General features: G+C 59.3%; 14 protein-coding genes. All 14 read right to left on the bottom strand.

All coding sequences use genetic code 11. The features are described from left to right. Window positions 1–467: 467 nt before the first annotated feature. Window positions 468–3,281 carry a phosphoenolpyruvate carboxylase gene (locus DXD94_RS06610; RefSeq protein WP_370448124.1) on the bottom strand — a complete coding sequence of 938 codons (2,814 nt, stop codon included), beginning with the start codon at window positions 3,279–3,281 and terminating at the stop codon, window positions 468–470. A 258-nt stretch (window positions 3,282–3,539) separates the two neighbouring features. Continuing rightward, window positions 3,540–4,853 (bottom strand): histidine--tRNA ligase, encoded by a 1,314-nt coding sequence (gene hisS, locus DXD94_RS06605; protein WP_117763585.1) that lies wholly within the window; start codon window positions 4,851–4,853, stop codon window positions 3,540–3,542. Between the two features lie 304 nt (window positions 4,854–5,157). Continuing rightward, the gene (locus DXD94_RS06600; RefSeq protein WP_117734683.1) at window positions 5,158–5,373 is read right to left on the bottom strand and encodes a hypothetical protein; all 216 of its coding nucleotides are present in this window, start codon (window positions 5,371–5,373) and stop codon (window positions 5,158–5,160) included. 196 nt (window positions 5,374–5,569) lie between these two features. Next, a complete protein-coding gene (locus tag DXD94_RS06595) occupies window positions 5,570–6,871 on the bottom strand; it encodes a M20 family metallopeptidase (RefSeq protein WP_199568406.1) in 1,302 nt (433 codons plus the stop codon). Between the two features lie 116 nt (window positions 6,872–6,987). Continuing rightward, window positions 6,988–7,971 (bottom strand): DMT family transporter, encoded by a 984-nt coding sequence (locus DXD94_RS06590; protein ID WP_117734685.1) that lies wholly within the window; start codon window positions 7,969–7,971, stop codon window positions 6,988–6,990. Window positions 7,972–8,211: 240 nt separating this feature from the next. Then, the gene (locus DXD94_RS06585) at window positions 8,212–10,401 is read right to left on the bottom strand and encodes a YhgE/Pip domain-containing protein (protein WP_117763584.1); all 2,190 of its coding nucleotides are present in this window, start codon (window positions 10,399–10,401) and stop codon (window positions 8,212–8,214) included. Further along, entirely contained in the window at window positions 10,402–13,167 is a 2,766-nt protein-coding gene (locus tag DXD94_RS06580; RefSeq protein ID WP_233540336.1) for a YhgE/Pip domain-containing protein, read from the bottom strand. A 508-nt stretch (window positions 13,168–13,675) separates the two neighbouring features. Then, on the bottom strand, window positions 13,676–15,700 hold the full coding sequence (gene htpG / locus DXD94_RS06575; RefSeq protein WP_117763583.1) for a molecular chaperone HtpG: 2,025 nt from the start codon (window positions 15,698–15,700) through the stop codon (window positions 13,676–13,678). Between the two features lie 202 nt (window positions 15,701–15,902). Continuing rightward, a complete protein-coding gene (locus DXD94_RS06570) occupies window positions 15,903–16,403 on the bottom strand; it encodes a GNAT family N-acetyltransferase (protein ID WP_117743164.1) in 501 nt (166 codons plus the stop codon). A 39-nt stretch (window positions 16,404–16,442) separates the two neighbouring features. After that, window positions 16,443–17,093 carry a tyrosine-protein phosphatase gene (locus DXD94_RS06565; RefSeq protein WP_022094060.1) on the bottom strand — a complete coding sequence of 217 codons (651 nt, stop codon included), beginning with the start codon at window positions 17,091–17,093 and terminating at the stop codon, window positions 16,443–16,445. 17 nt (window positions 17,094–17,110) lie between these two features. After that, entirely contained in the window at window positions 17,111–17,848 is a 738-nt protein-coding gene (locus tag DXD94_RS06560) for a CpsD/CapB family tyrosine-protein kinase (RefSeq protein WP_117763582.1), read from the bottom strand. A 2-nt stretch (window positions 17,849–17,850) separates the two neighbouring features. After that, window positions 17,851–18,507 carry a YveK family protein gene (locus tag DXD94_RS06555; RefSeq protein ID WP_117763581.1) on the bottom strand — a complete coding sequence of 219 codons (657 nt, stop codon included), beginning with the start codon at window positions 18,505–18,507 and terminating at the stop codon, window positions 17,851–17,853. A 195-nt stretch (window positions 18,508–18,702) separates the two neighbouring features. After that, complete coding sequence (locus DXD94_RS06550; protein WP_117763580.1) at window positions 18,703–20,127, bottom strand: cell wall metabolism sensor histidine kinase WalK; 1,425 nt, start codon at window positions 20,125–20,127, stop codon at window positions 18,703–18,705. A 3-nt stretch (window positions 20,128–20,130) separates the two neighbouring features. Further along, on the bottom strand, window positions 20,131–20,859 hold the full coding sequence (locus DXD94_RS06545) for a response regulator transcription factor (protein ID WP_089572665.1): 729 nt from the start codon (window positions 20,857–20,859) through the stop codon (window positions 20,131–20,133). Window positions 20,860–20,887: the final 28 nt, after the last annotated feature.

The following is a 20,887-nucleotide window of genomic DNA, read 5'->3' as shown; positions in this document are numbered from 1 at the left end:
TCACCGATAAACACCACCGTCCACCGACTCATTAACACAACGTTCATATTTGACCTACAACAAAACGGCCTCGATCCCAAAAAGGACCGCGGCCGGAACAGTCGTAAGGCGAGAAGCGCCAAATGCGCCACCAGGATAGACCCCATCCAAAACGCGCGAAGCGCGCCATTCTCCCCTCAGCTGTAATCCCCGAAGACCGAGGACGAAGGGACCCGATGGGTTTCCCTCTGAATGCATTCCGCAGCACGAAACCCCATCAAAGTGCGCGAAGCGCGCTATCTTTTCCCCAGCAGTAATCCGCCGAAGACCGGACATCGTAGGGCCCGCCATTAGTTTACTTTTAGGCACACTCCGCAGGACGCGAGAAGCCCTCGCCGCACGAAGTGCGCAGCGAGGGCTTCTTGCATGTCCGAGGACGTGCCTAAAAGTAAACTAATGGCGGGCCCGGACGACTACAGGGCTATCGATTACCCCGTGTTTTGGAGTCCTGCCGAGACGCCGGTCACAGTCGAAAGAATCAGGCTCATGTACTCGGCCTTCTTCTCCTCGGCCATCTCGTCCTGGTTCATACGCACCTCGCGAAGGGCGCGGACCTGGGCGATGGACAGGGCATCAACATAGGGGTTGCGCACGCGAACGGCGCAGCCGAGCACGCGACGACGCTGCAGCGGCCACTCGTCACCGACGATGGCAAGGACCCACTTACGGGTGAGCTGCATCTCGGTAAAGACCTTCTCGGACAGATCCCGGCGATCGCCCAGGTGCAGATACATCTTGGCGATGCGCTGGTCGGTCTTGGCGATCGACATCTCGATGTTGTCGATAAAGGTGCGGAAGAACGGCCACTCCTGGTAGGCAGCCTTAAGCTGGTCAAGGTCGCCCAGCTGCTCGCAGGCGGTGCCCAGGCCGTACCAAGCGGCCAGATTGATGCGCGCCTGGCTCCAGCTAAAGATCCACGGAATGGTACGCAGGTCGTCAAGCGACTTGGCACCCAAGCCGCGCTTGGCGGGACGCGAGCCGATCGGCAGCAGACCGACCTCGGTCAGCGGCGTCACGGTCGAGAACCACGGTGTAAAGTCCTCGGTGTTCAGCAGGTCAAGATAGCGCTCATGGCTTACTGCGTTGAGTTTCTCGGCCATATTCCAGAACTTCTGCGTGGTCTCGGTGTTGGTCTTCTCGACACTCGGGGCCGACTGCAAAAGCGTTGCGGCAGCAACGGACTCAACATGGCGCTGAGCCAGCGTGCGGTTGCCGTAACGGGCAAAGATGACTTCGCCCTGCTCGGTGAGCTTAAAGAAGCAGTTGACCGAACCCTTGGGCTGCGCCAGCACGGCCTTGTTGGCCGGGCCGCCGCCACGGCCCACGGCACCGCCGCGACCGTGCATGAGCACCAGGTCGATATCGTTCTTCTCGGCCCACTTGGCGATGCGCTCCTGCGCGGAGTGCAGCGCGAGCATGGCCGTGGTAGGACCGGCATCCTTGGAGGAGTCGGAATAGCCCAGCATGACCTCCATGCGGCGGTTGGTCTGGGCAAGGCGCTTTTGCACCACGGGCAGCGTGAGCATCTGATCGAGCACGTCAACACAGCCCTCGAGGTCCTCGAGCTGCTCGAACAGCGGGATCACGTCGAGCTCGGGGACATCCTCCTCGTGTGCAAAGGACAGGTGGGCAAGCTCAAAGACGTCGGCCACATGCTGGGCGCTCTTGGTGAACGAGATGATGTAGCGATGCGCCATCTTCTTGCCGTAGCGCTTCTGGATGGAGCCGATAGCGCGGAAGGTATCGATGACCTCGCGCGTCATGGGCTGCAGGTCGCCATGGATACCGTTCTCGTGGATATCCTTGAGGGCGCGGGCGTGCACCACGGAGTGCTGACGGAACTCCATCTCGACCATATGGAAGCCGAAGGACTCGACCTGCCAGATGATGGTCTGGACCGGACCGTAGGCAGCACGGACGGCACCGCAAGCGGCCAGCGAGCGCTGGACGACGCGCAGGTCCTCCAGGAACTCATCGGCGCTGTGGTACATGGTGTCGGTGATGCGACGCACGGTGGCGTTCAGACGGTCGGCCATGACGAGCATGACGGCGCGATGCGGCTCGTGCTCGGAGATCAGTTCAGCACGTGCGGTGTACTGGGCGCTCATCTCGACCTGATGGTTCCACAGGTTGATGAGCTCGGCAGACGGCTTGCTGTAGGTGGCCTCGAGCGTGAGGTTGCGGCCGATGCGGCGGCACTTGTCCTCGAGCTTGAGCACCATGTGGGTGAAGTACTTGGCGGCGACCTCACGGCTCACCTTGGCGGTGACGTTGGGGTTACCGTCGCGGTCGGAACCAATCCAGCTGCCGGGATGGAAGAACGCCGGGCACAGCGGCGGCACGGTACCGGCTTTGTCGCCCAGCACCCAGTCGTCAAAGCGACGATAGATGACGGGGATGACGTCGAACAGCGTGTTATCGAAGATGTCGATGATGGTATCGGCTTCCTCGACCGGCGTGGGCTTCTTGAGCGCGATGGGGCTCGTACGCACCAGGGCGTCGATCTCCTGCAGCATATGGCGCTCGTTCTCCACCAGGTCGGAGCCGCCCAGACGCGGACGCTCCTCCAGCAGGTTGGAGATACGGCGAATCTTGCCCTCGACGGCCTTGCGACGGGCCTCGGTGGGATGCGCGGTAAAGACGGGATGGAACTCAAGCTTGCCGAGCAGCTCGTTGGCGCCCTCGACGCCCAGCTCATTCACCAGCTGGTGATAGGCGACGGTGAGCTCGTTGGCGGGATCGACCTCGGTATCGGTCGACGCACCGGCCTCGCGCTCGCGCAGCTGCGCCACACGGTAGTTCTCCTCCGACAGGTTTGCCAAGTGGAAGAAGCTCGTAAAGGCGCGAACGATGACCTGCTGCTTATCGAGCGGCAGACTGTCGATCAGATCGACGACCTCGCGAAACGCCACGGCGGTGGGCTCGTCGGCGGTGGGCACGCCCTGCTCGTCGACGGCCTCGTCGGCAGCGCGGGTACCGGGGTTGCCGGCATTGGCCACAATCTCGGCCGACAGGATTTTGTCGAACAGGTCCGCGATCTCGGGATCATACTCGCTAAGCACACGACGCTCCAGGCGTAGGAACAACGCCAGATTGTCGCGCAGCTCCTCGGGGATCTCGATCTCGGCGAGACGCTCCCTGGACTCGGCATTCGAGCCGATTCGGTTAACGAGGCGGTTGACCACGGCAGCGACGCGCGCCGCGGCTTCGGGTACAGACTGGTTGCTTAGGTTCTCAGCCACGTTTCCTCCCATTCCTCCTTCTATGCACGTAACATGCGGTATTCATTATAGGCGCTTGAGAAATACTTTCGACACTGATTGCGCTTTACCACACAAAAGTATTTTCTGCATTGCAAGGGTTTTTGCCCTAAATGGTCGTATTTCTCGGTGGACGGCATACACAAACGGGGGCATTCCGCATAAATGCGAAACACCCCCGTAACAATCGCTCTCCATGAGCAGGGCACGTTAGCAGGCCCGCAGCTCAAAAAACATGCGCTACAGGCGCTCGCGAACCGCCTCGACCACGTTGGCCAAATCGACGAGAACCTCGTCGTGACTCTGCATGTCGCGCACCTTGACCTTGCCGGCGGCAAGCTCGTCGCCGCCCAGGACCAGGATGAGCTTGGCGCCCACCTTATCGGCCTGCTTAAACTGGGCCTTGAGCGAACGGCCCTGATAGTCGGCCTCGGTCACGATGCCTGCGGCGCGAAGCTCCTGCGTAATGGCAAAGACGTTCTGGCGCAGCTCCTTGCCGGCGTTGGCGACATAAACGCACGGGGCCTCATCGGCACCCAGGTCGCTGCCAAAGGCCTGCAAGGCCAGCAGGGCGCGCTCAAAACCGACGGCGAAGCCGACGCCGGCCGTAGGCTTGCCGCCCTCGAGCTCGACCAGGCCGTCGTAGCGGCCGCCGCCGCCGATGGAGCCGACGCCGGCGCCAGGAGCCTCGACCTCAAAGACGGTACGGGTGTAGTAGTCCAGGCCGCGCACCAAGGTGGGATCCTCGACATACTCGATACCGGCGGCATCCAGATAGCGCTTGACCTGCTCGTAGTGCTCGCGGCACTCGTCGCACAGGTTGTCACCCATCAGCGGGGCCTCGGCCATGATCTCGCGGCAATGGTCGTTCTTGCAGTCGAAGGCACGCAGCGGGTTGAGCTCGGCGCGCTCACGGCACTCATCGCACATCTCGTCGGCGTGATCGAGGATGAACTGCTTAACCTGCTCGCGGTAAGCCGGACGGCACTGGGCGTCACCCATCGAGTTGATAAGCAGACGAAGCTTGGAAAGATCGAAGCCCAGGCGCTTGTAGAACTCCATGAGCATGATGATGCACTCGGCGTCTGCCGCCGGATCGGGAGCGCCGAGCCACTCGATGCCCACCTGGTGGAACTGGCGCAGGCGGCCCTTCTGGGGACGCTCGCCACGGAACATGGCCTCGGCGTAGTACGCCTTAAACGGCGTGGAGCCCTGGGGCACCAGATTGTTCTCGACGACGGCGCGCACCACGCCGGCCGTGCCCTCGGGGCGAAGTGCCAGGCGCTGCTTGGGCTTGAGTTTGGTGTCGGTGCCCTCGGTAAAGACGCGCTCCAGGTTGGCACCGCTGAACACGCGGAACATCTCCTTGCGCACGACGTCGGTCGACTGGCCGATACCGTGGACAAACACATCCACCTGCTCGATCGCGGGCGTCTCGATGGGTTTAAAACCAAACGGCTCGAACACGCCGGCCGCAATCTGCTGCATCTTTTGCCAGGCGCGCATCTCGGCGCCGATAAGGTCGCGGGTTCCCTCCGCCTTCTGTGCCTGCATGGGCAAACACCTTTCTTTTGTATCGCGTCATAGGTAACGGTCATTATACGGCACAAACGCAAACAGCGACGGCGCGTCTGGCCGAACGAGGGTATGGGGGCTCGTTCGGCCAGACGCGCCGTCGCTGTTTGTGATCCCTTTTCCTCCGTCCCCTTCGGGTCACGTGATCCCTTGGGGACGGAGGAAAAGGGATCATTTCGTAGGCCCGTAGCCGCCTTGGAAAGCGAATGATGGTACGAGCTTCCATTCGGCTTCCAAGGCAGCCACGGGCAGAACGGGGCGAACAGAAAAGAACGACGGACGTCTACTCCCCCGCCACGCTTGCGCGCAGCTTGGCGGCGATAGGCTCCGAGGCCAGCAGGAATACGAGCATGACCACAGAACACACCAGGCACACGATCCAGGTGCTCGCAAAGGAGCCCGTGGCATCGAACAGCACACCCGAGACGATAGCGCCTACGGTGCCGCCGACCATCTCGAGCGAGGTAATGGTGCCCGTGACCTTGCCGAGGTCGGCCATGCCAGACTGCTTGGACGCGGCGATCGTGGGCGTTGGAGATGGTGTACTGCGCAAGGGAAATGCCCAGGTCGCTGACGATGAGCGGCTGGAACAGGCTCATGCAGTTGACGAAAATTGTGTAGCACGTGGCCATGATCACAAAGCCGGAGGCCACCACGAGCCAGCCAGGGAAGAATTTACGTTGCTGAGACATGGATTACTCCTTGTGGTCCGCAATGTATCCGAGAGCGACGGCGGCATAAGCCGCGGCGCCGAGGGGAAGCTCGGCATCGTTAAAGCGCGCCTTGGGATGATGCTGGGCAAAATGCTCGTCCGTGTCGGTTACGGCCGCGCCCACCGTAAAGTACGCACTTGGGATCTCGCTCGAGATAAGCGCGAAGTCCTCACTCGCCATGGCATGGAACAGCGGCAAGAAGGCGGCCTTGGGCAGCACTGCGCCCACGTAACCAAGCGACGCCTGAGTCATATCGCTGTCGAGTACGAGCGGGGGAACATCCGAGAGTGTCTCGATAGTCGCCGGCGTACGATATGTTGCGGCAACGCCGTTGACGACCTCGGCGATGCGGGTCTTGAGGTGCTCTATGAGCTCAACGTCGAAGCCGCGCAGCGTGCCTTCCAGCACGCAGGTATCTGGGATGACGTTGGCAGCCTGACCGCCGGCGAACTTACCCACGGTAAGTGCGACCTCCTTGGCCGCCGGCACCTCGCGGGAGATAAGCTCCTGGAGCGCCAGGTGCACATGCACGCCCGCCGTGATGGGGTCGATGCAAATCTCGGGGCTCGAGCCGTGACCACCCTTGCCCTGGAGCGTGATGCGAAAACCGTATACACCCGAAAGTGCAGGGCTGCCATAGAGCACCAGGCCAAGCGGCGACTGGCTGTTAACGTGCATGGCAAAGGCCGCCTGAGGACGCGGGTTCTGCAGCAGGCCATCGGCGATGGCAGCACGGGCGCCCTCAAAGGTCTCCTCGCCCGGCTGGAACAGCAACTTAACCGTGGCGTTGGCATCAACAAGCTCTGCCTCGCGGGCCTTGAGCAGGCGCGCCGCACCAAGCAGCGCCGTCGCGTGCATATCGTGGCCACAAGCGTGCATGCAGCCGTTGGTGGAAGCGAAAGGCTCGCCCGATTCCTCGGCAACGGGCAGGGCATCCATGTCGCCGCGAAGCATGATAACCGTACCGGACTGCCCGTCCGCGCACGCACCATTACCCTGAGCAGCCGCGGCCGCACCGGCACCGATCAGGCCAACAACACAGGAGCCGTCGACAAGCGTGGTATAGGGAATGTCCATCTCGTCCAGACGTGCCTGGATATAGGCAGACGTCTGCGGAAGATTGTTACCGAGCTCGGGCATCTGATGGAGATCGTGGCGCCATGCGGCAAGCTCACCGGCAAATGCCTGGGCTTCTTTGACCAGGCCATCGTCGATAGCGGTCTGCGCCGCTGTGGTAGCCTGAGGCGCTGGTTGCGGTTGAAGATCGGACAGAGCTGGTGCCATAGATGCCCTCCAGTAACGTTTTTGCAGCACGCACTTTGACAGCATAAAGTGCAAGGCACAACTGTAAGGGCATGACACAAAAAATGCCGCCCTGGAAGGGCGGCGCAACAAGTTGTTTACAATTGCGGGCGAGATTTTCGGCGCAAGAAATCGAAATGCGTCTCGCTCAAGATAATCGACAAAAAGATGAGCGCAAAGCCGGCAAGCAGGCGCGAGGTGAGCGCCTCCCCCATCAGCAGCACCGAGAACAGCACGCCCGAGGGGGACTCCATCGAAAGAAGCAGCGAGCCCGTCGAGGCGGGGACATGCGCCAGACCGACGTTTTGGACGAGCAGGGCCACGCACGTACAACCCACCGAGAGAAAGGCCACCACGCCGATAAAGCTCGGCGTCCACACGGACAGAGGCGCCTGAGTCTCGAATAGTAGCGACGTGATTAAGCTCAAAACGCCATTGCCCACAAACATCCAAAACGTGATGACGTTGATATCCATCTTGCGGCCATACTTGGCGGTCACCGCCATCTGGATAGCAAAGAAGACCGCGCCGCCCAACGTGATGACATCTCCGGCATTGAACTCGACGCTATCGAGTGCCACCAGGCCAATGCCCGCCAGGCACAGCAATGCGGCGCCCAAGTTGTAACGGGTAAGCTTTTCTCCGCCCAGGACATAGCTCGCAAACGGCACGAGGATGCAATAGGTACCCGTCAAAAATGCACTCTTGCCCGCCGTGGTCTGTGCCAGGCCAATCGTCTGCAAACCGTACGCGCCCCACATAAGTGCGCCCATACCAAGCCCGACGATAAGGTTGCGAGCATTAAAGTGCGCGATGATTCGTTTGTGGAAAATGGCAAACATAACCAGTGATGCCGGGAGAAAGCGAACGTAGACCAGCTCGAACACCGGAACGGTATCGAGCGCATCTTTCATGGTGGTAAAGGAATAGCCCCAGATGACCGCCACCGAAAACAGCAAGGCCTTCCAGAAGAACGGAGAACGCGCTCCGGCGCCACGGGAGGTGCCGCCGGCGCCCAGGTCCTCCCGTGCGACAGGGCTATCGGGCATGTTTTCGATTTCATCAACGGCATTCTGGGCCATAGGGCATCCTCGCGCTCAGTCTGGGCGTGGTGTCCGCACGCGCGTGACCGCGTGCCGCCTCATGGTCAAATAAAAACGGGGCGCACCGGACCCCCGGTACGCCCCGCTACTGTAGCAACAACCAGCGTTGCATCGCAATCCAGCATAATAAAGCGTTTTGTTCCGCCGTTCTACCGAACGGCGGACCGGCCGACGCTGCGCGAGCCGCATTCACGCTGCATCGGCGTTAACGTTGCTGTACTAGATAAGCTTTGTTGATTCCAGCTTTTCGATAATCCAGTCGTTGGCTTTGATGACCGGACGGCGGAAGACGACGCCCAGGGCCAGCGACGGAATCAGATAGCTCGCCAGAATACCCAGCTCAACCCAGTACTCCATATGGTAGGCGCCAGCCATGGCGGCATGCATAGCGTTGATGCCGTGAGTAAACGGCAGGAACGGATAGATCGCCTGGAACACGGGGCCGGTCATCTCGATGGGGAACGTGCCGCCCGAACCGCCGACCTGCATGACCAACAGCACGACAGCGAGCGCCTTGCCGATATCGCCAAACGAAACCGTAAGCGTGTAGACGATATTGGAGAACACGAGACTCGCGACCCAGCCCGCCAGCACAAACTGCAGCGGGTTGTCGCACTGAATGCCAAAGAACAGAATGTCGCCCGCGCACACGAGCGTTGCCTGCAGCAGGGCCAAACCGCCAAAGAACAGGTAACGGCCCAGATAGATCTCGTGCAGGCGCACGGGGATCAGCTCGTTGATGAGCTCGTCGTCGACCGAGACCTTCATCATGGCCGCCAGTACGATCGAGCCGACCCAGAGCGACAGAATCGTGTAGAACGGCGCCATGGCAGAGCCGTAATTGCGAATCGGATAGACCGGCTTGCGGTCGAGCGCGACGGGGCCGGAAAGCGACACGGCCAGGCCCTCGGGGTCGTTGCCGATCATCGTCTTGATCGTCGCCAGGTCACCCGACATCAGGGCGCCGTCGAGCTCGTCCTTGAACGCGCTGATCTTGTCCGACGCCTCGCCCAGCTGATCGGAAGCCTTGTTGACCAGCTTTGCGGCCTTGGAGAGGCCCTTTGCCAGCGAACCGGATGCGTCGGTCAGGCCGGCAACAGCGCTATCCAGGTCGCCCGAGATGCCGTCGAGTGAATCCAACACGCCCGAAATAGTTTTCTTGAGCTCCTTGGCCTTGACCGAGAACGTGGAATCGTAGTCAGACTTAGCGCCCGAGATGCCCGCCTTGGCATCGGCGATGGCCTGGTCGACCTCGGCACGTGTGCTGTTGACCTCTGCCATGCTGTCGGAAAGGGACTTTGCGGTTGCCCTCAGGTCGTTGGCATTGTTACGATACTCCGTCGCGATCCTGCCCAGCGATGTAGCCACAGACTTGAGGCTGTCCCGGAGCTTTTCGTCACTCACCTGATCGGCAAAGCTGCGGAGCTGGTCGGCCGTGTCGTCGATTTCCTTGGCACGCGATTCGAGTGCCGACGCGGCTTCGTTGAGCTGGGTCACCGTAACGTTGACATGCTGGTTCGCGGCATCGAATGCCTTCGCAAGCTCGGCGGACACGTTGTCAAACGAGCCCGCACTTCCGTCAATCGCGGCGTTGATGGCGTCGTTGGCGGCCTTGAGTGCTTCCTTGGAATCACTAATGCCGCTCTCGGCGTGCTCCATCAACTGCTTGGTAGATTCATCGACCTTACCCGTCTGCTGGAGCATACCGCTCGCCGACGTCAACGAATCGGAGGTCGAGCTCAAAATGCCCGCCAGCGACGAAGCATTGGCCTGAACGTCCTGCAGGTCCTCGACCGAATCGCCCAGCGTAGAGGAAAGATTGGCGATAAAGTTGCTCACCTGATCGGTGCTCATATAGTCGAGCAGGCTGGACACGGTCTTAAGGCCGATGGTCGTGATGGTCTTGGTAAAGGTCTCGTTGACCTGACTCTGGACGGCGCTCGAGCCCTTTTCAGTCACGATCTGTGCGATGGCGTTGGCCTTCTGGTTCTCGTAGAACTCGATATCGGCGTGCTTCACCTCGGTCGAGAAAAGCGTCATCATGTCGGCGCTAAACGTCTTAGGGATAACGACAGCCGCATAGTATGCGCCCGATTTGACGCCCTCGATGGCCTTTTCTCGATTGTTGAGTACAACCCAATCGAAGCTCTCGTTGCCGCGCAGGGTGGCGGTCACGTTTTCGCCCACGTTGACCTCGACGGGGATCAGATCGCTCTCGTAACCCTCATCGGTGTTGACCACGGCGATCTTAAGATTGCCGGTGTTGCCGTACGGATCCCAGCTGCCGGCGATATTAAACCACGCGTACAGGCACGGTACGATAACGAGGCCCATCACGACAACCAAGCCGATTACGGAGCGAGACACGTTTTGGACATCGCGCTTAAACAGATGCAGGATGTTCTTCATTTATGCCTCACCTCCTTTGGAGTGCTTGCCGAGCGGGGCGTTATTTTCATTCATCACAAACGTGTCATCCCCGTTCTCGGGCACATGGACCGCATCGCGATGACCACATTGGCTGACAGGCTGAGTCTTGGGTTCAGACCCCTGCTCGCTCGCATTCAAGCCGAACATGTGACGAGCGGCCGGAATGGCGGCCGTGTGCTCGCGCATCTCGCGGCGCAGGTCCTCATCCGAAAGCGCCGAGATGCGCATCTGGGTGTTGAGGCTCGCGCGGATGTACTCGATGTTGATGAGCCAGCCGCAGATGGCAATGACCGAGATAATCCAGATGACCAGCAGAATGATCTTGCCATTGTTGTCGATATCGAGAACCGTCGACAGAACGAAGAGCAGCACCTGCACGCCGACTACAGCGGCGAAACCGCCCTTGATGTAGTACGGGTAGCGATGTTCAAAGGCGACCGCATGATCGAGCAGTTCGCGACGGTACGAATCGGAATCGAGCATGACGCGCATGGCCGTGCGCAGCGAGTAGCGCTGGCGAGGCAGGTCATTGGACTCGCAGATCATCAGACCCGTCGTGGAAAGCTGCTTATCGAAGAGCAGGTTGAGATTAAGCAGCAACGGACGCAGTTGCAGGCCGATAAAGAGCGCCACGATCAAGAACACGCCTAGAATGCACAGGTTAAACAGGTAGTTGAACGAGTACATGCCGCCGACCGTCTCACGCAGCAGATTGATGCCGTAGGTAAAGGGCAGCAGCGGGTGCAGCCACTGGAAGAAGCCGGGCATCATCTCGATGGGATACATGCCCGACGAACCCGGAATCTGCACGATAACCAGAATGACGCCGATTGCCTTGCCGATGTGCTTAAACGTAGTGGACAGCGCGTAAATGATGTTGACGTACGTAAACGAGATGGCAATGCCGCCCAGCACGAACAGCAGCGGGTTAACGCACTGTACGCCAATGACCAGATCACCCACCGTAACGATGATGGCCTGCAACGCGCCCAGGATCACCATCAGTAGCCAGCGACCAAAGTAGCCCTGACGCGCGGTAAAGCTGCCGATGCCTTCGCGGTCGACCTCGAGCTTGTAGATGGCGATGAGCACGTAGCCGCCCACCCAAAGCGCCAGATTAGTGTAGAAGGGGGCGATGCCCGAACCAAAGCTCTTGACCGGATAGATCGACTTGGACGTCAACTCAACCGGAGATGCCATAAAGTCGGCAACGTCATCGACGTCGACGCCCATCAGGTCTGCCAGGTCGCCCATAGACTCGGAGGCCTGCAGCGCCGCAATGTCATTGGCGGCGGTCGCGAGCTTGTCCTGAACCTTGGCAAGGGAGGCGTCGGTTTGGGACAGCGTGGTCTTTGCCTGCTTGAGCGTGGCGTCGAGCTGCGCCAGCGTGCCGCGCGCGCTCGCTATCGTGGGGGTCATACCCGACACAATGCCGGTCAAATCGCCCGAAACGGCGGCAAAGGAGTCAAGCGCGCTCGAAGCCTTCGGCAGCGCGTTTTGACCCAGATCTGCCTGGGCCTGGCCAAGGTTGGTCGCCCCGGTCTGAATTGCGTTATTGATAGCGTCGCTGGCACCCGAGACAGCCGCGGCATCATTTGCCATGGCGCTCGACTGCGCGGACAGACTGTTCTTGATACTCTGCAGCTGGTCGTTCTGCTTCTTGAGCGTATCGATCGTCGAGGCGATCAGTGCGTCGATCTGGTCCGATCCCGTCGAGGTATCGCCGGCAAGAATCTGCAGGTGGCCGATAACTGCGGTGTTGTGATCGATCGTTGCCTGGAGAGACTCGAGCGAGTTGTAGATGCGGGTGGTCGTAGATGTGACCGTGCCCGTCAACTTGCCGATGGCAACATTCGCAGAAGCCGACGTCTTGGTTAGCGCAAGGCTGCCCTCCGAAAGTGCCTTGGAGAGCGAGGTGATGGACTTGCCAGCCGTGGTACGAGCTTCGACCAGCAGATCATTACCCTGAGCGATTGCCTGCGTTAGCGAAGGCGCCTGTCCCTGCAGGCCCGCCAGCGCAGCATCGGCCGAAGCAATCGAGCTGCTCGTCTTGTCGATGGCGGTGTTCATGTCGCCGATGGAATCGCGTACCTCGCCCAAGGTATCGGATGCCTCGGACACCGAGCTTGCCAGCGAATCCTGCGTCTGGGTTGCCTTGTCCTTTAGATCGACTCCGGCATCTTTGGCAATGCCGGCAACGGTCTCGCCCACCGTAGAGACAAATTCCGAGTTTATCTGCTCCTCGATGGTGTTGGCACCGGTATCGGTAACCTTGGGCGCAATGGCGCTCTTTTTCTCGTTGACGTAATAGGTGAGCTTCGGCTGATGGTAATTGCCGTCGAGCATCGAGACGAGATTGTCAGAGAAGTTCTTGGGAATCACGATGGCAGCATAGTATTCGCCACTTTCGACGCCCTCTTTGGCATCTGCCGCCGAGTCGACGAAGGTCCAGCCAAGCTGGTCGTTCTTCTTGAGCTGGTCGACCACCTTATCGCCTGCGTTGAGCTCGCCCACTAGGTCGTTCTGGGTGCCCTGATCGTTGTTGGCGATGGCGATTTTAATGCCTTGGGTATTTCCGTACGGATCCCAGTTGGCAATGATGTTGTACCAGGCATACAGCGAGGGAATGACGCACACGCCCAGGGTAACCACCAGGGCGACGGGGTTCACGATCAATCGCTTGATGTCGCGTTTAAAGATTGCAAAGGAAACCTTTGCATCGGATAGTTTGCTGCCGAGACTCACGCTTGGACCATCCATCCTGTCGTTGAATCGAATCGTACTATCGATAACCATTGTACGAAGGCGTTTTAACGTCTCGATGCACAATGGTATTGAGTTTTGCGGGTAGCAATATACTACGAAGATGAGTTAACGTACAGTTGTACAGTATCTTTAATTTCAGCAGGTCACAAAACCACAACCCGCACAAATTAGCAACCCAACTAGTCATTGGGGACGTTCTTAAACGACTAGTCAAACAAAAACGTCCCCAATGACCGCTTTTTCCTCCGTCCCCAAGGGATCATTATTGGACCGCCGATGTTTTGGTAATGCCAGCGAGCGAGCACCAGAGCGAACAAATTGGCATGAAAAGAGGACGGCATAGACCTTCTGGTCATGCCGTCCTCTTTGAATGACAAGTTGTCGCTCTGGTGCCCGCGCAGCGTCGGCTGGTCCGCCGTTCGTTAGAACGGCGGAACGAAGGGCAGCGTCGAGCCGTTACGCCGTTCGGTAGAACGGCGTAACTAAGTTACATCAGGTCGCAGACAGCTGCGGCGAAGGCCACGGGGTCCTCGGGCAGAATGCCCTCGACCAGCAGGGCCTGATCGTAGAGCAGACCGGAGTACTGCTTGATCTTGTCGGCATCGCCTGCCTTCTGAGCAGCAACGAGCTTGGCAAAGACCGGGTGCTTGGCGTTGAGCTCGAGCACGCGCTGGCTCTTGGGCATGCCGTCGGGCGCGCCCTCGGGACCCTTCTGGAGCACCTTCTCCATCTCGAGCGAAAGCGGGCCCTCGGTGGTGATGCACGCGGGGGCATCGGTCAGGCGCGCAGAAACGGCAACCTTCTCGACCTTGTCGCCGAGTGCCTCCTTCATAGCGCCAAAGAGGTCCTCGTTCTCCTTGGTAGCGTCCTCGGCCTCCTTCTTCTCATCCTCGGTTGCCAAGTCAAGATCGCCGGTAGCGACGTTCTTGAGCTCCAGGTGACGATCCTCGACCTCGGGCTCGGCACCGTCGGCAACGGCCTTCTCGGCAGCCTCGCGAGCAGCATCGTCCTCATAGATCTTGGGCATATCGCGCGCCACGTACTCACGCATGGCCTGGAACGTGAACTCGTCCACATCCTGCGTCAGCAGCAGCACGTCATAGCCGCGGTCGAGCACGCCCTTTACCACGGGCATCTTGGCCAAGCGCTCACGCGAGTCGCCGGCGGCGTAGTAGATGGCCTTCTGATCCTCGGGCATGCCCTTGGCATACTCGGCCAGGGTAATCATCTTCTGTTCCTTGGCAGACCAGAACAGCAACAGGTCGGCGAGCTCATCGGCCTTCATGCCATAGCTCGAGTAGATGCCGTACTTAAGACCGCGGCCAAAGTTTTCGAAGAACTTCTCGTAGGCCTCGCGGTCGTTGTCGCGCATATCCTCAAGGTCGGCGGTGATCTTCTTCTCGACACGCTTGGCGATGGCCTTGAGTTGACGGTTCTGCTGCAGTGTCTCACGCGAGATGTTGAGCGACACGTCGGCAGAATCCACAACGCCACGGACAAAGTTGTAGTAGTCGGGCAGCAGGTCGTCGCACTTCTCCATAATCAGCACGTTGGAGCTGTAGAGCGCCAGGCCCTTCTCGTAGTCCTTGCTGTACAGATCGAACGGGGCGCGGCCCGGCACAAACAGCAGGGCGTCGTACTCGAGCGTACCCTCGGCATGGAAGCTGATAGTGCGTGCCGGATCGTCAAAGTCGTGGAACGTGGACTTGTAGAACTCGTTGTAATCCTTCTGCTCAACGTCGGGGCTGCGCTTTTTCCAGATCGGCGTCATGGAGTTGACGGTCTCGAGCTCCTGGTAGTCCTCGTACTCGGGCTTATAATCGTCGCCAGCATCCTCGGGCTTGGGCTTCTGGCGGCTCTTGGACACCATCATCTGGATCGGGTAACGCACATAGTTGCTGTACTGCTGAATCAGGCTCTTGAGGCCCCACTCGGTCAGGAAGCGATCGTAGGTCTCGGCCTCGCCGTCGGCGTCGAGCTTCTCGTTCTCGCGCAGCGTCAGGACGACATCGGTACCGTGCTCGGCGCGCTCGCCGTCTTCGATGGTGTAACCCTCAAGACCATCAGACTCCCACACGTGAGCGGTGTCCTCGCCATAGGCGCGGCTGACCACCTTCACATGGCTGGCAACCATAAAGGCAGAGTAGAAGCCCACGCCAAACTGACCGATGATATCGACATCGGAGCCCTGCTGCTCGGCGTTCTCGGTCTTAAACTCCTCGGAGCCGGAATGGGCGATGGTGCCCAGATTGCGCTCGAGCTCCTCGGCGGTCATGCCAATGCCGTTATCCGAGATGGTAATGGTGCGGGCATCTTTATCAAAGGAGACGCGAATAGCCAAGTCGCCCTGGTCGAGCTTGACGCTCGGATCCTGCAGGCTCTTAAAGTTGAGCTTGTCAACGGCGTCGCTCGCGTTAGAGATAAGCTCGCGCAGGAAGATTTCCTTATTGGTGTAGATGGAGTTGATCATGAGGTCGAGCAGTTTTTTGCTCTCGGTCTTAAATTGACGCATGTGCAGTCCTTTCGCGCTACCCCCGTCCGCAAAAACGGCCCGGTTGCCCGAGCCGCATCGCAGACCTGCTATGTTCAGACTTAGATTTTATAACCCATTAGCGCGCATATATACACACGGTATCGAAAAACTGTATGTCCGAGCGTTCCAATGCGCCAATTGCCAAGGAGTGTCCCCAACTGCCGGCAGAAAAGGAACGTCCCTATCTGCCATCTACGCGCTTGGCCATCCAGACATGGGGCTGGCCCTCGTCTTCGTAATCTACCGGGACAATTTGCGTGTAGCCCGCCTTTGCATAGAGCGGCAACACGTATTCCTGCGCATGCAGCTTAATAAGCTTAGCGCCGGCATCGCGTGCACACGAAGCACTGGCCTCGACGATCGCACTCGCCAGTCCGCGACGACGCATAGCCGGCAGCACGGCGACGCGCCCCATAATGTAGGTCTCCCCCGCCGAAACGCCTTCGTCCATGTCGCATGCCGGCAACACCGGGGCCTCTGCGTCAGCCACGCGCTCAAGCTCTTCGGGAAACACGCGCGAGCAACCGGCAAGCTCGCCGTCTACATAGAGCGTCACATGAATGCAGTTCTGATCCTCGTCGATAGCGTCGAACTCATTCTCGTAGCCCTGCTCGTCCATAAAAACGACGCGGCGCACCAACGCCGCGTCATCAAAGCATCCCGTCTTAAGTTGGATATCCATGGCTGCCCTTTTATTCAATGCGAACGTTAGGGACAGATATTAGCGAAAATGAGCTCCGCGCACACTAAACTTCGCGCGAGCCTTCGCCAGGCAGTCGTAATGACCCACGTTATGGGCATCGCTCGCGATGAAGCTGTACAGGTTCTGATCGAACAGGCGCTGTGCCGGCTTTTTCTCGCGACCAAAGCGACCGCCGGCAATAAAGTCCGCCGAAGCCTGCAGCTTGCAGCCCATATCGACCAGACGCTCCGCCACGCTTACATCCTTTTGAACCGCACGATAGCGCTCAGGATGAGCGATGATCACCTGGTAGCCACGGCACTGCAAATCGTAAATCGTGTTCTCGTACTCTCTAAACGCATACGCATCGGCATGCGTCGAAAGTTCGAGCAGAAACTCGTTGGTCCCATCGAAATGCAAGTGCTCCGCGGCATCGATACCAAGCTCAACGAGCTTTCGATGGTTGACCTCGAAGCCCATCTGGAGCGGAAAACCGTCAGCGTTATCACGCAGCAGCTCAAAGGCATCCCACATCTTGTCGTAATCAAAATAGGGATCACGGCAGTGAGGAGTGCAAACGATTCTGGTTACACCGGCCCGCTTGGCAGCCTCGAGCATCGCCAAGCTCTCATCGAGATCGGCGGCGCCGTCGTCTACACCCGGCAAGATATGGCAATGAATGTCACGCATAGGTCAGCCTTAATCAACTAAACGTTTGCTCGGTTGGTGAAGATGCCCTTTTTGGAAGTCCCCTGATCGTCGGAGCCCTTCTTCACCTTCTTACCGTCCTTGGTGTAGTAGGAGTAGTAGTACTCGCTGGTCTCGGTCTCGCAGTAGTTCATAACGGTACCGATGAGCTTGACCTTCTCGGACTTCTTAAGCTGACCGATGGCGTTGAGCGCCTCCTCGCGCTTGGTGAAATCCTCACGCACGACAAAAAGCGCACCGTCGGTCAGACTTGCGATCTCGGCAGCATCGATGAAGGTGCCGACCGGGGGAGCATCAAAGATGACGTACTGGAACTTGGAGGACAGTGCCTTTACCAGCTTGGCAAAGCGGTGAGAGACGATGATGTCGGCAGGATTGGGAATATGCGGCTCGGCATCGAGGAAGTAGAAGTTCTTCTGACCCGTCTCGACAATCGCCTGGTCAATAGAAACCTGCTCGGAAAGGACTGCATAGAGTCCGCCGCGGGAGCGGACGCCGAGCATATCGGCAAGGGACCTGCGGCGCATATCGGCCTCGACCAGCAGGACGCTCTTGCCGCTGGTGGCGATAGCCTGGGCAAGGTTGATGGAAACCGTAGACTTGCCCTCGTTGGGAATCGAGGAGGTAACGGTGATGGTGCGAATGGGGTCGTCCACGCTCGCAAAGCGGATGTTGGCCAGAAGGGTCTTGGCGGCATTCTGTACAACGAGCTTATCGGTGTTCTTTGCCTTAGCCATGCCTATTTACCACCTTTCATAGCCGGAATTCGGCCAACAACGGGAATGCCCAGGAGCTCTTCTGCCTCTTCGGCACCGCGGATGCGGGTGTTGAGCATGTCTGCCAAAACGACATAGGCAACTGCGATAAAGATACCGGCGAGGAACGCGACGGCAATATACAGCGCGCGCTTGGGGCCACTGGGGGCTTCGGGGGTCTTAGCCTCGTCGATAACGTTGATGCTCTGGGCAGCGCCGACGTTCTGAGCGACCGTACTCACCGAGCTGGCCATGGCCTTTGCGACCTTAGCCGTCTCCTTGGCATCGGTGCCGGTAACCGAAAGCGTAATGACACGCGTGGTGGTCTCGGAGGAAACAGACACCTTGTAGTCATCCAGATCGGTGAGGCCCAGTTCATTGGCTGCGCCGCTCTTAACGCTATCGCTATCCAGCAGCGTGGCGATATCGTTGGAAAGCATCTGGCTCGCCGAGAGATCGTTGTAGCTCATCTGACCGCTATCGTCGGTCTTGGCGAGAATGTACATGCTCGTCGTCGCGGTGTAGGTGTTGTCCATCGCGGCGAAGGACACGATGCCCATGGCGATCGCGCAGACCACCGGAAGGGCGATGACCAGCTGAAGGTGCTTTTTGAGCAGCTGGAACAGTTCGAGAAGGGTCATGCAGCTTGCCTTTCATTTCCCCAGTTCGGATTGACAAAACTGTCCGTATGTTATCGCATCTTTTTACCGAGACCAAACTCTATACATAAGAAACAGGCTCTCCTGTAAAAATGTCGGAAGCAATCGTAAAATTGCACAACAACGCCGCACCCGAAAGTCAAATGCGGCGTCTACATCAATATCTATGTTGTATCGCTATGCGAATGGCTCGTCCTGCTGTATGGGAAACGTCACCGTAATGGTGGTTCCCACGCCCAACGCGCTCGACAGATCGAGCGTGGCGTGATGATACAGGGCCGCATGCTTGACAATGGCAAGCCCCAGACCGGTTCCGCCGCGTGCCTTGGACCTACTCTTGTCCACGCGATAGAACCGCTCAAATACCTTGCCCTGTTCTTCAGGCGCGATACCGATTCCCGTGTCGACGACCGCGAGGAACGGATGGCCTTCGTCGTTGGTGCCGCACTGCAGCGTAACCGTACCGCCGGGTCGATTGTAGCGGATGGCGTTGCTTGCCAGATTATAGATGAGCTCGTCAATCAAGCGCGACACGCCTTCGACGACCACGGGCTTGGTCTCATGACTTATCGTCACATTCGCCTGACGGGCGACCTGTTCAAGACGCTGCTCAACCGCGTAGATGGCACGCGAGAGCTCAATAGGCTCCGTGGACCCAATGGGCACCGCCTCGCCCTCAGTTGCACGCTCGGCCTCGTCCAAGTTAGACAGCGTAAGGATGTCGTTGACAAGCGCTGCCAAGCGGCCCGCCTCACGATAGATGCGACCGCCAAAGTTGCGCAGGTCGTCCTCGCCCTCGACCATGCCGTTTGCGATGAGCTCGGCATAGCCCGAAATCGCCGTAAGCGGCGTCTTGAGCTCATGGGTGATATTCGCCGTGAATTCGCGGCGCATACGGTCGTTGTCCGCTAGCACCGCCATTTGGCGCTTGAGTTCCTGGCGCTGCGACTCGATACGCTCAAGCATGGGGACCATCTCGGCATAGGCGTGCTCATAGCTACGGCGCGGGTGGTCCAAATCCACCTCTTGCAACGGCGCGATGATGGCACGGGACTCGCGGCGCGCCATGAAAAACGAGAGTACCGCACCCGCTGCTGCGATAAGCAGCATCGGCGCCACCATCGACAGCAAAATCGCCGCAACGCCAGGCTGGGCCTGCGCCAAGCGGACAACCTGGCCGTTATCAAGGGCGACGGCGCGATACAGCATAATCTCGTCGAGCGTAGAGCTTGCGCGCTCCGCGGAACCCAAACCACTCTCAAAGGCCTCGATGACCTCGGGGCGATCGCCATGGTTGGGCAGTGTGGAAGGCGATGCCTCGTTGTCGTAGGCAACCGATCCATCCTTGTTAATCAGCGTGATGCGCAAGTCCTCGCGATCGAGGCTACGCAAGAACGGGATGGGCTCCTGCTGCTCGTCGAGGGCGGCAGCAATGAGCTCGGTTTCCTGCGCTAGATTGGCACTCGTGGCATCCGCCAAGGTGTTTTGCAAAAAAAACGCACCCAGCACCGTAAACGCCACGATAACCGCCATGGCGCAGACAAAGATCGTCACAAAAACGCGGTGCGACAGCGTTTGTTTTCCCTGGGGGGCGAAGACCACGGGTTACTCCTCCGATGCGGTGGCCGCGGTGTCGTCACCTTCGGCACCATCACCGGCAGAAGGCTCGGCCAAGCGGTAGCCCACGCCGCGCACGGTCTCGATGGCGCTGGCATGCTCGCCCAGTTTTTGGCGAAGCGTCTGCACGTGCACGTCAACGGTGCGCGAACCGCCGTCGAAGTCCCAGCCCCACACGCTCTGCAGCAACGACTCGCGGGTAAAGACCACGCCAGGCTTGCGCATGAGGTACTCGAGCAGGTCGAACTCGCGCAGGGTGAGCTTAAGCGGCTCGCCGGCAACGGTCACCTCGCGATGGCTGGGCGAGAGCACGATGTCGCCCACACTGAGCACATCGCTCGCCTGCTTGACCATGCCGCCGCGACGCAGCAGTGCGCGGCAACGGCTCGCAAGCTCCATGAGCGAAAACGGCTTAGTCAGGTAATCGTCGGCACCGCCATCGAGCGCCATCACCTTGTCGAGCTCGGTGTCCTTGGCGGTAAGCATCATGATGGGCACCGTCGCCGTCAGGCGGTCGGCACGCAGGCGACGCATAATTGCCAGGCCATCGGTATCGGGCAGCATGATGTCGAGCAGGACAGCATCGGGCACCCGTCGCGCCACGGCAGCTTTAAACTCGCCATCGCACGAAAAGCCCTCGGCCTCGATCCCCTGCTTGCGCAGCGCATAGACCGTCAAATCCCTGATGTTGTCATCGTCCTCGACGTAATAGATCATGTTGAACCCCTTTGCGGCCGGCATGACC

Source organism: Collinsella sp. TM10-22, assembly GCF_003466125.1.
Lineage (GTDB): Bacteria > Actinomycetota > Coriobacteriia > Coriobacteriales > Coriobacteriaceae > Collinsella.
Note: the sequence above shows the minus strand (reverse complement) of the source record. Positions and strands in the feature narration are given on the sequence as shown.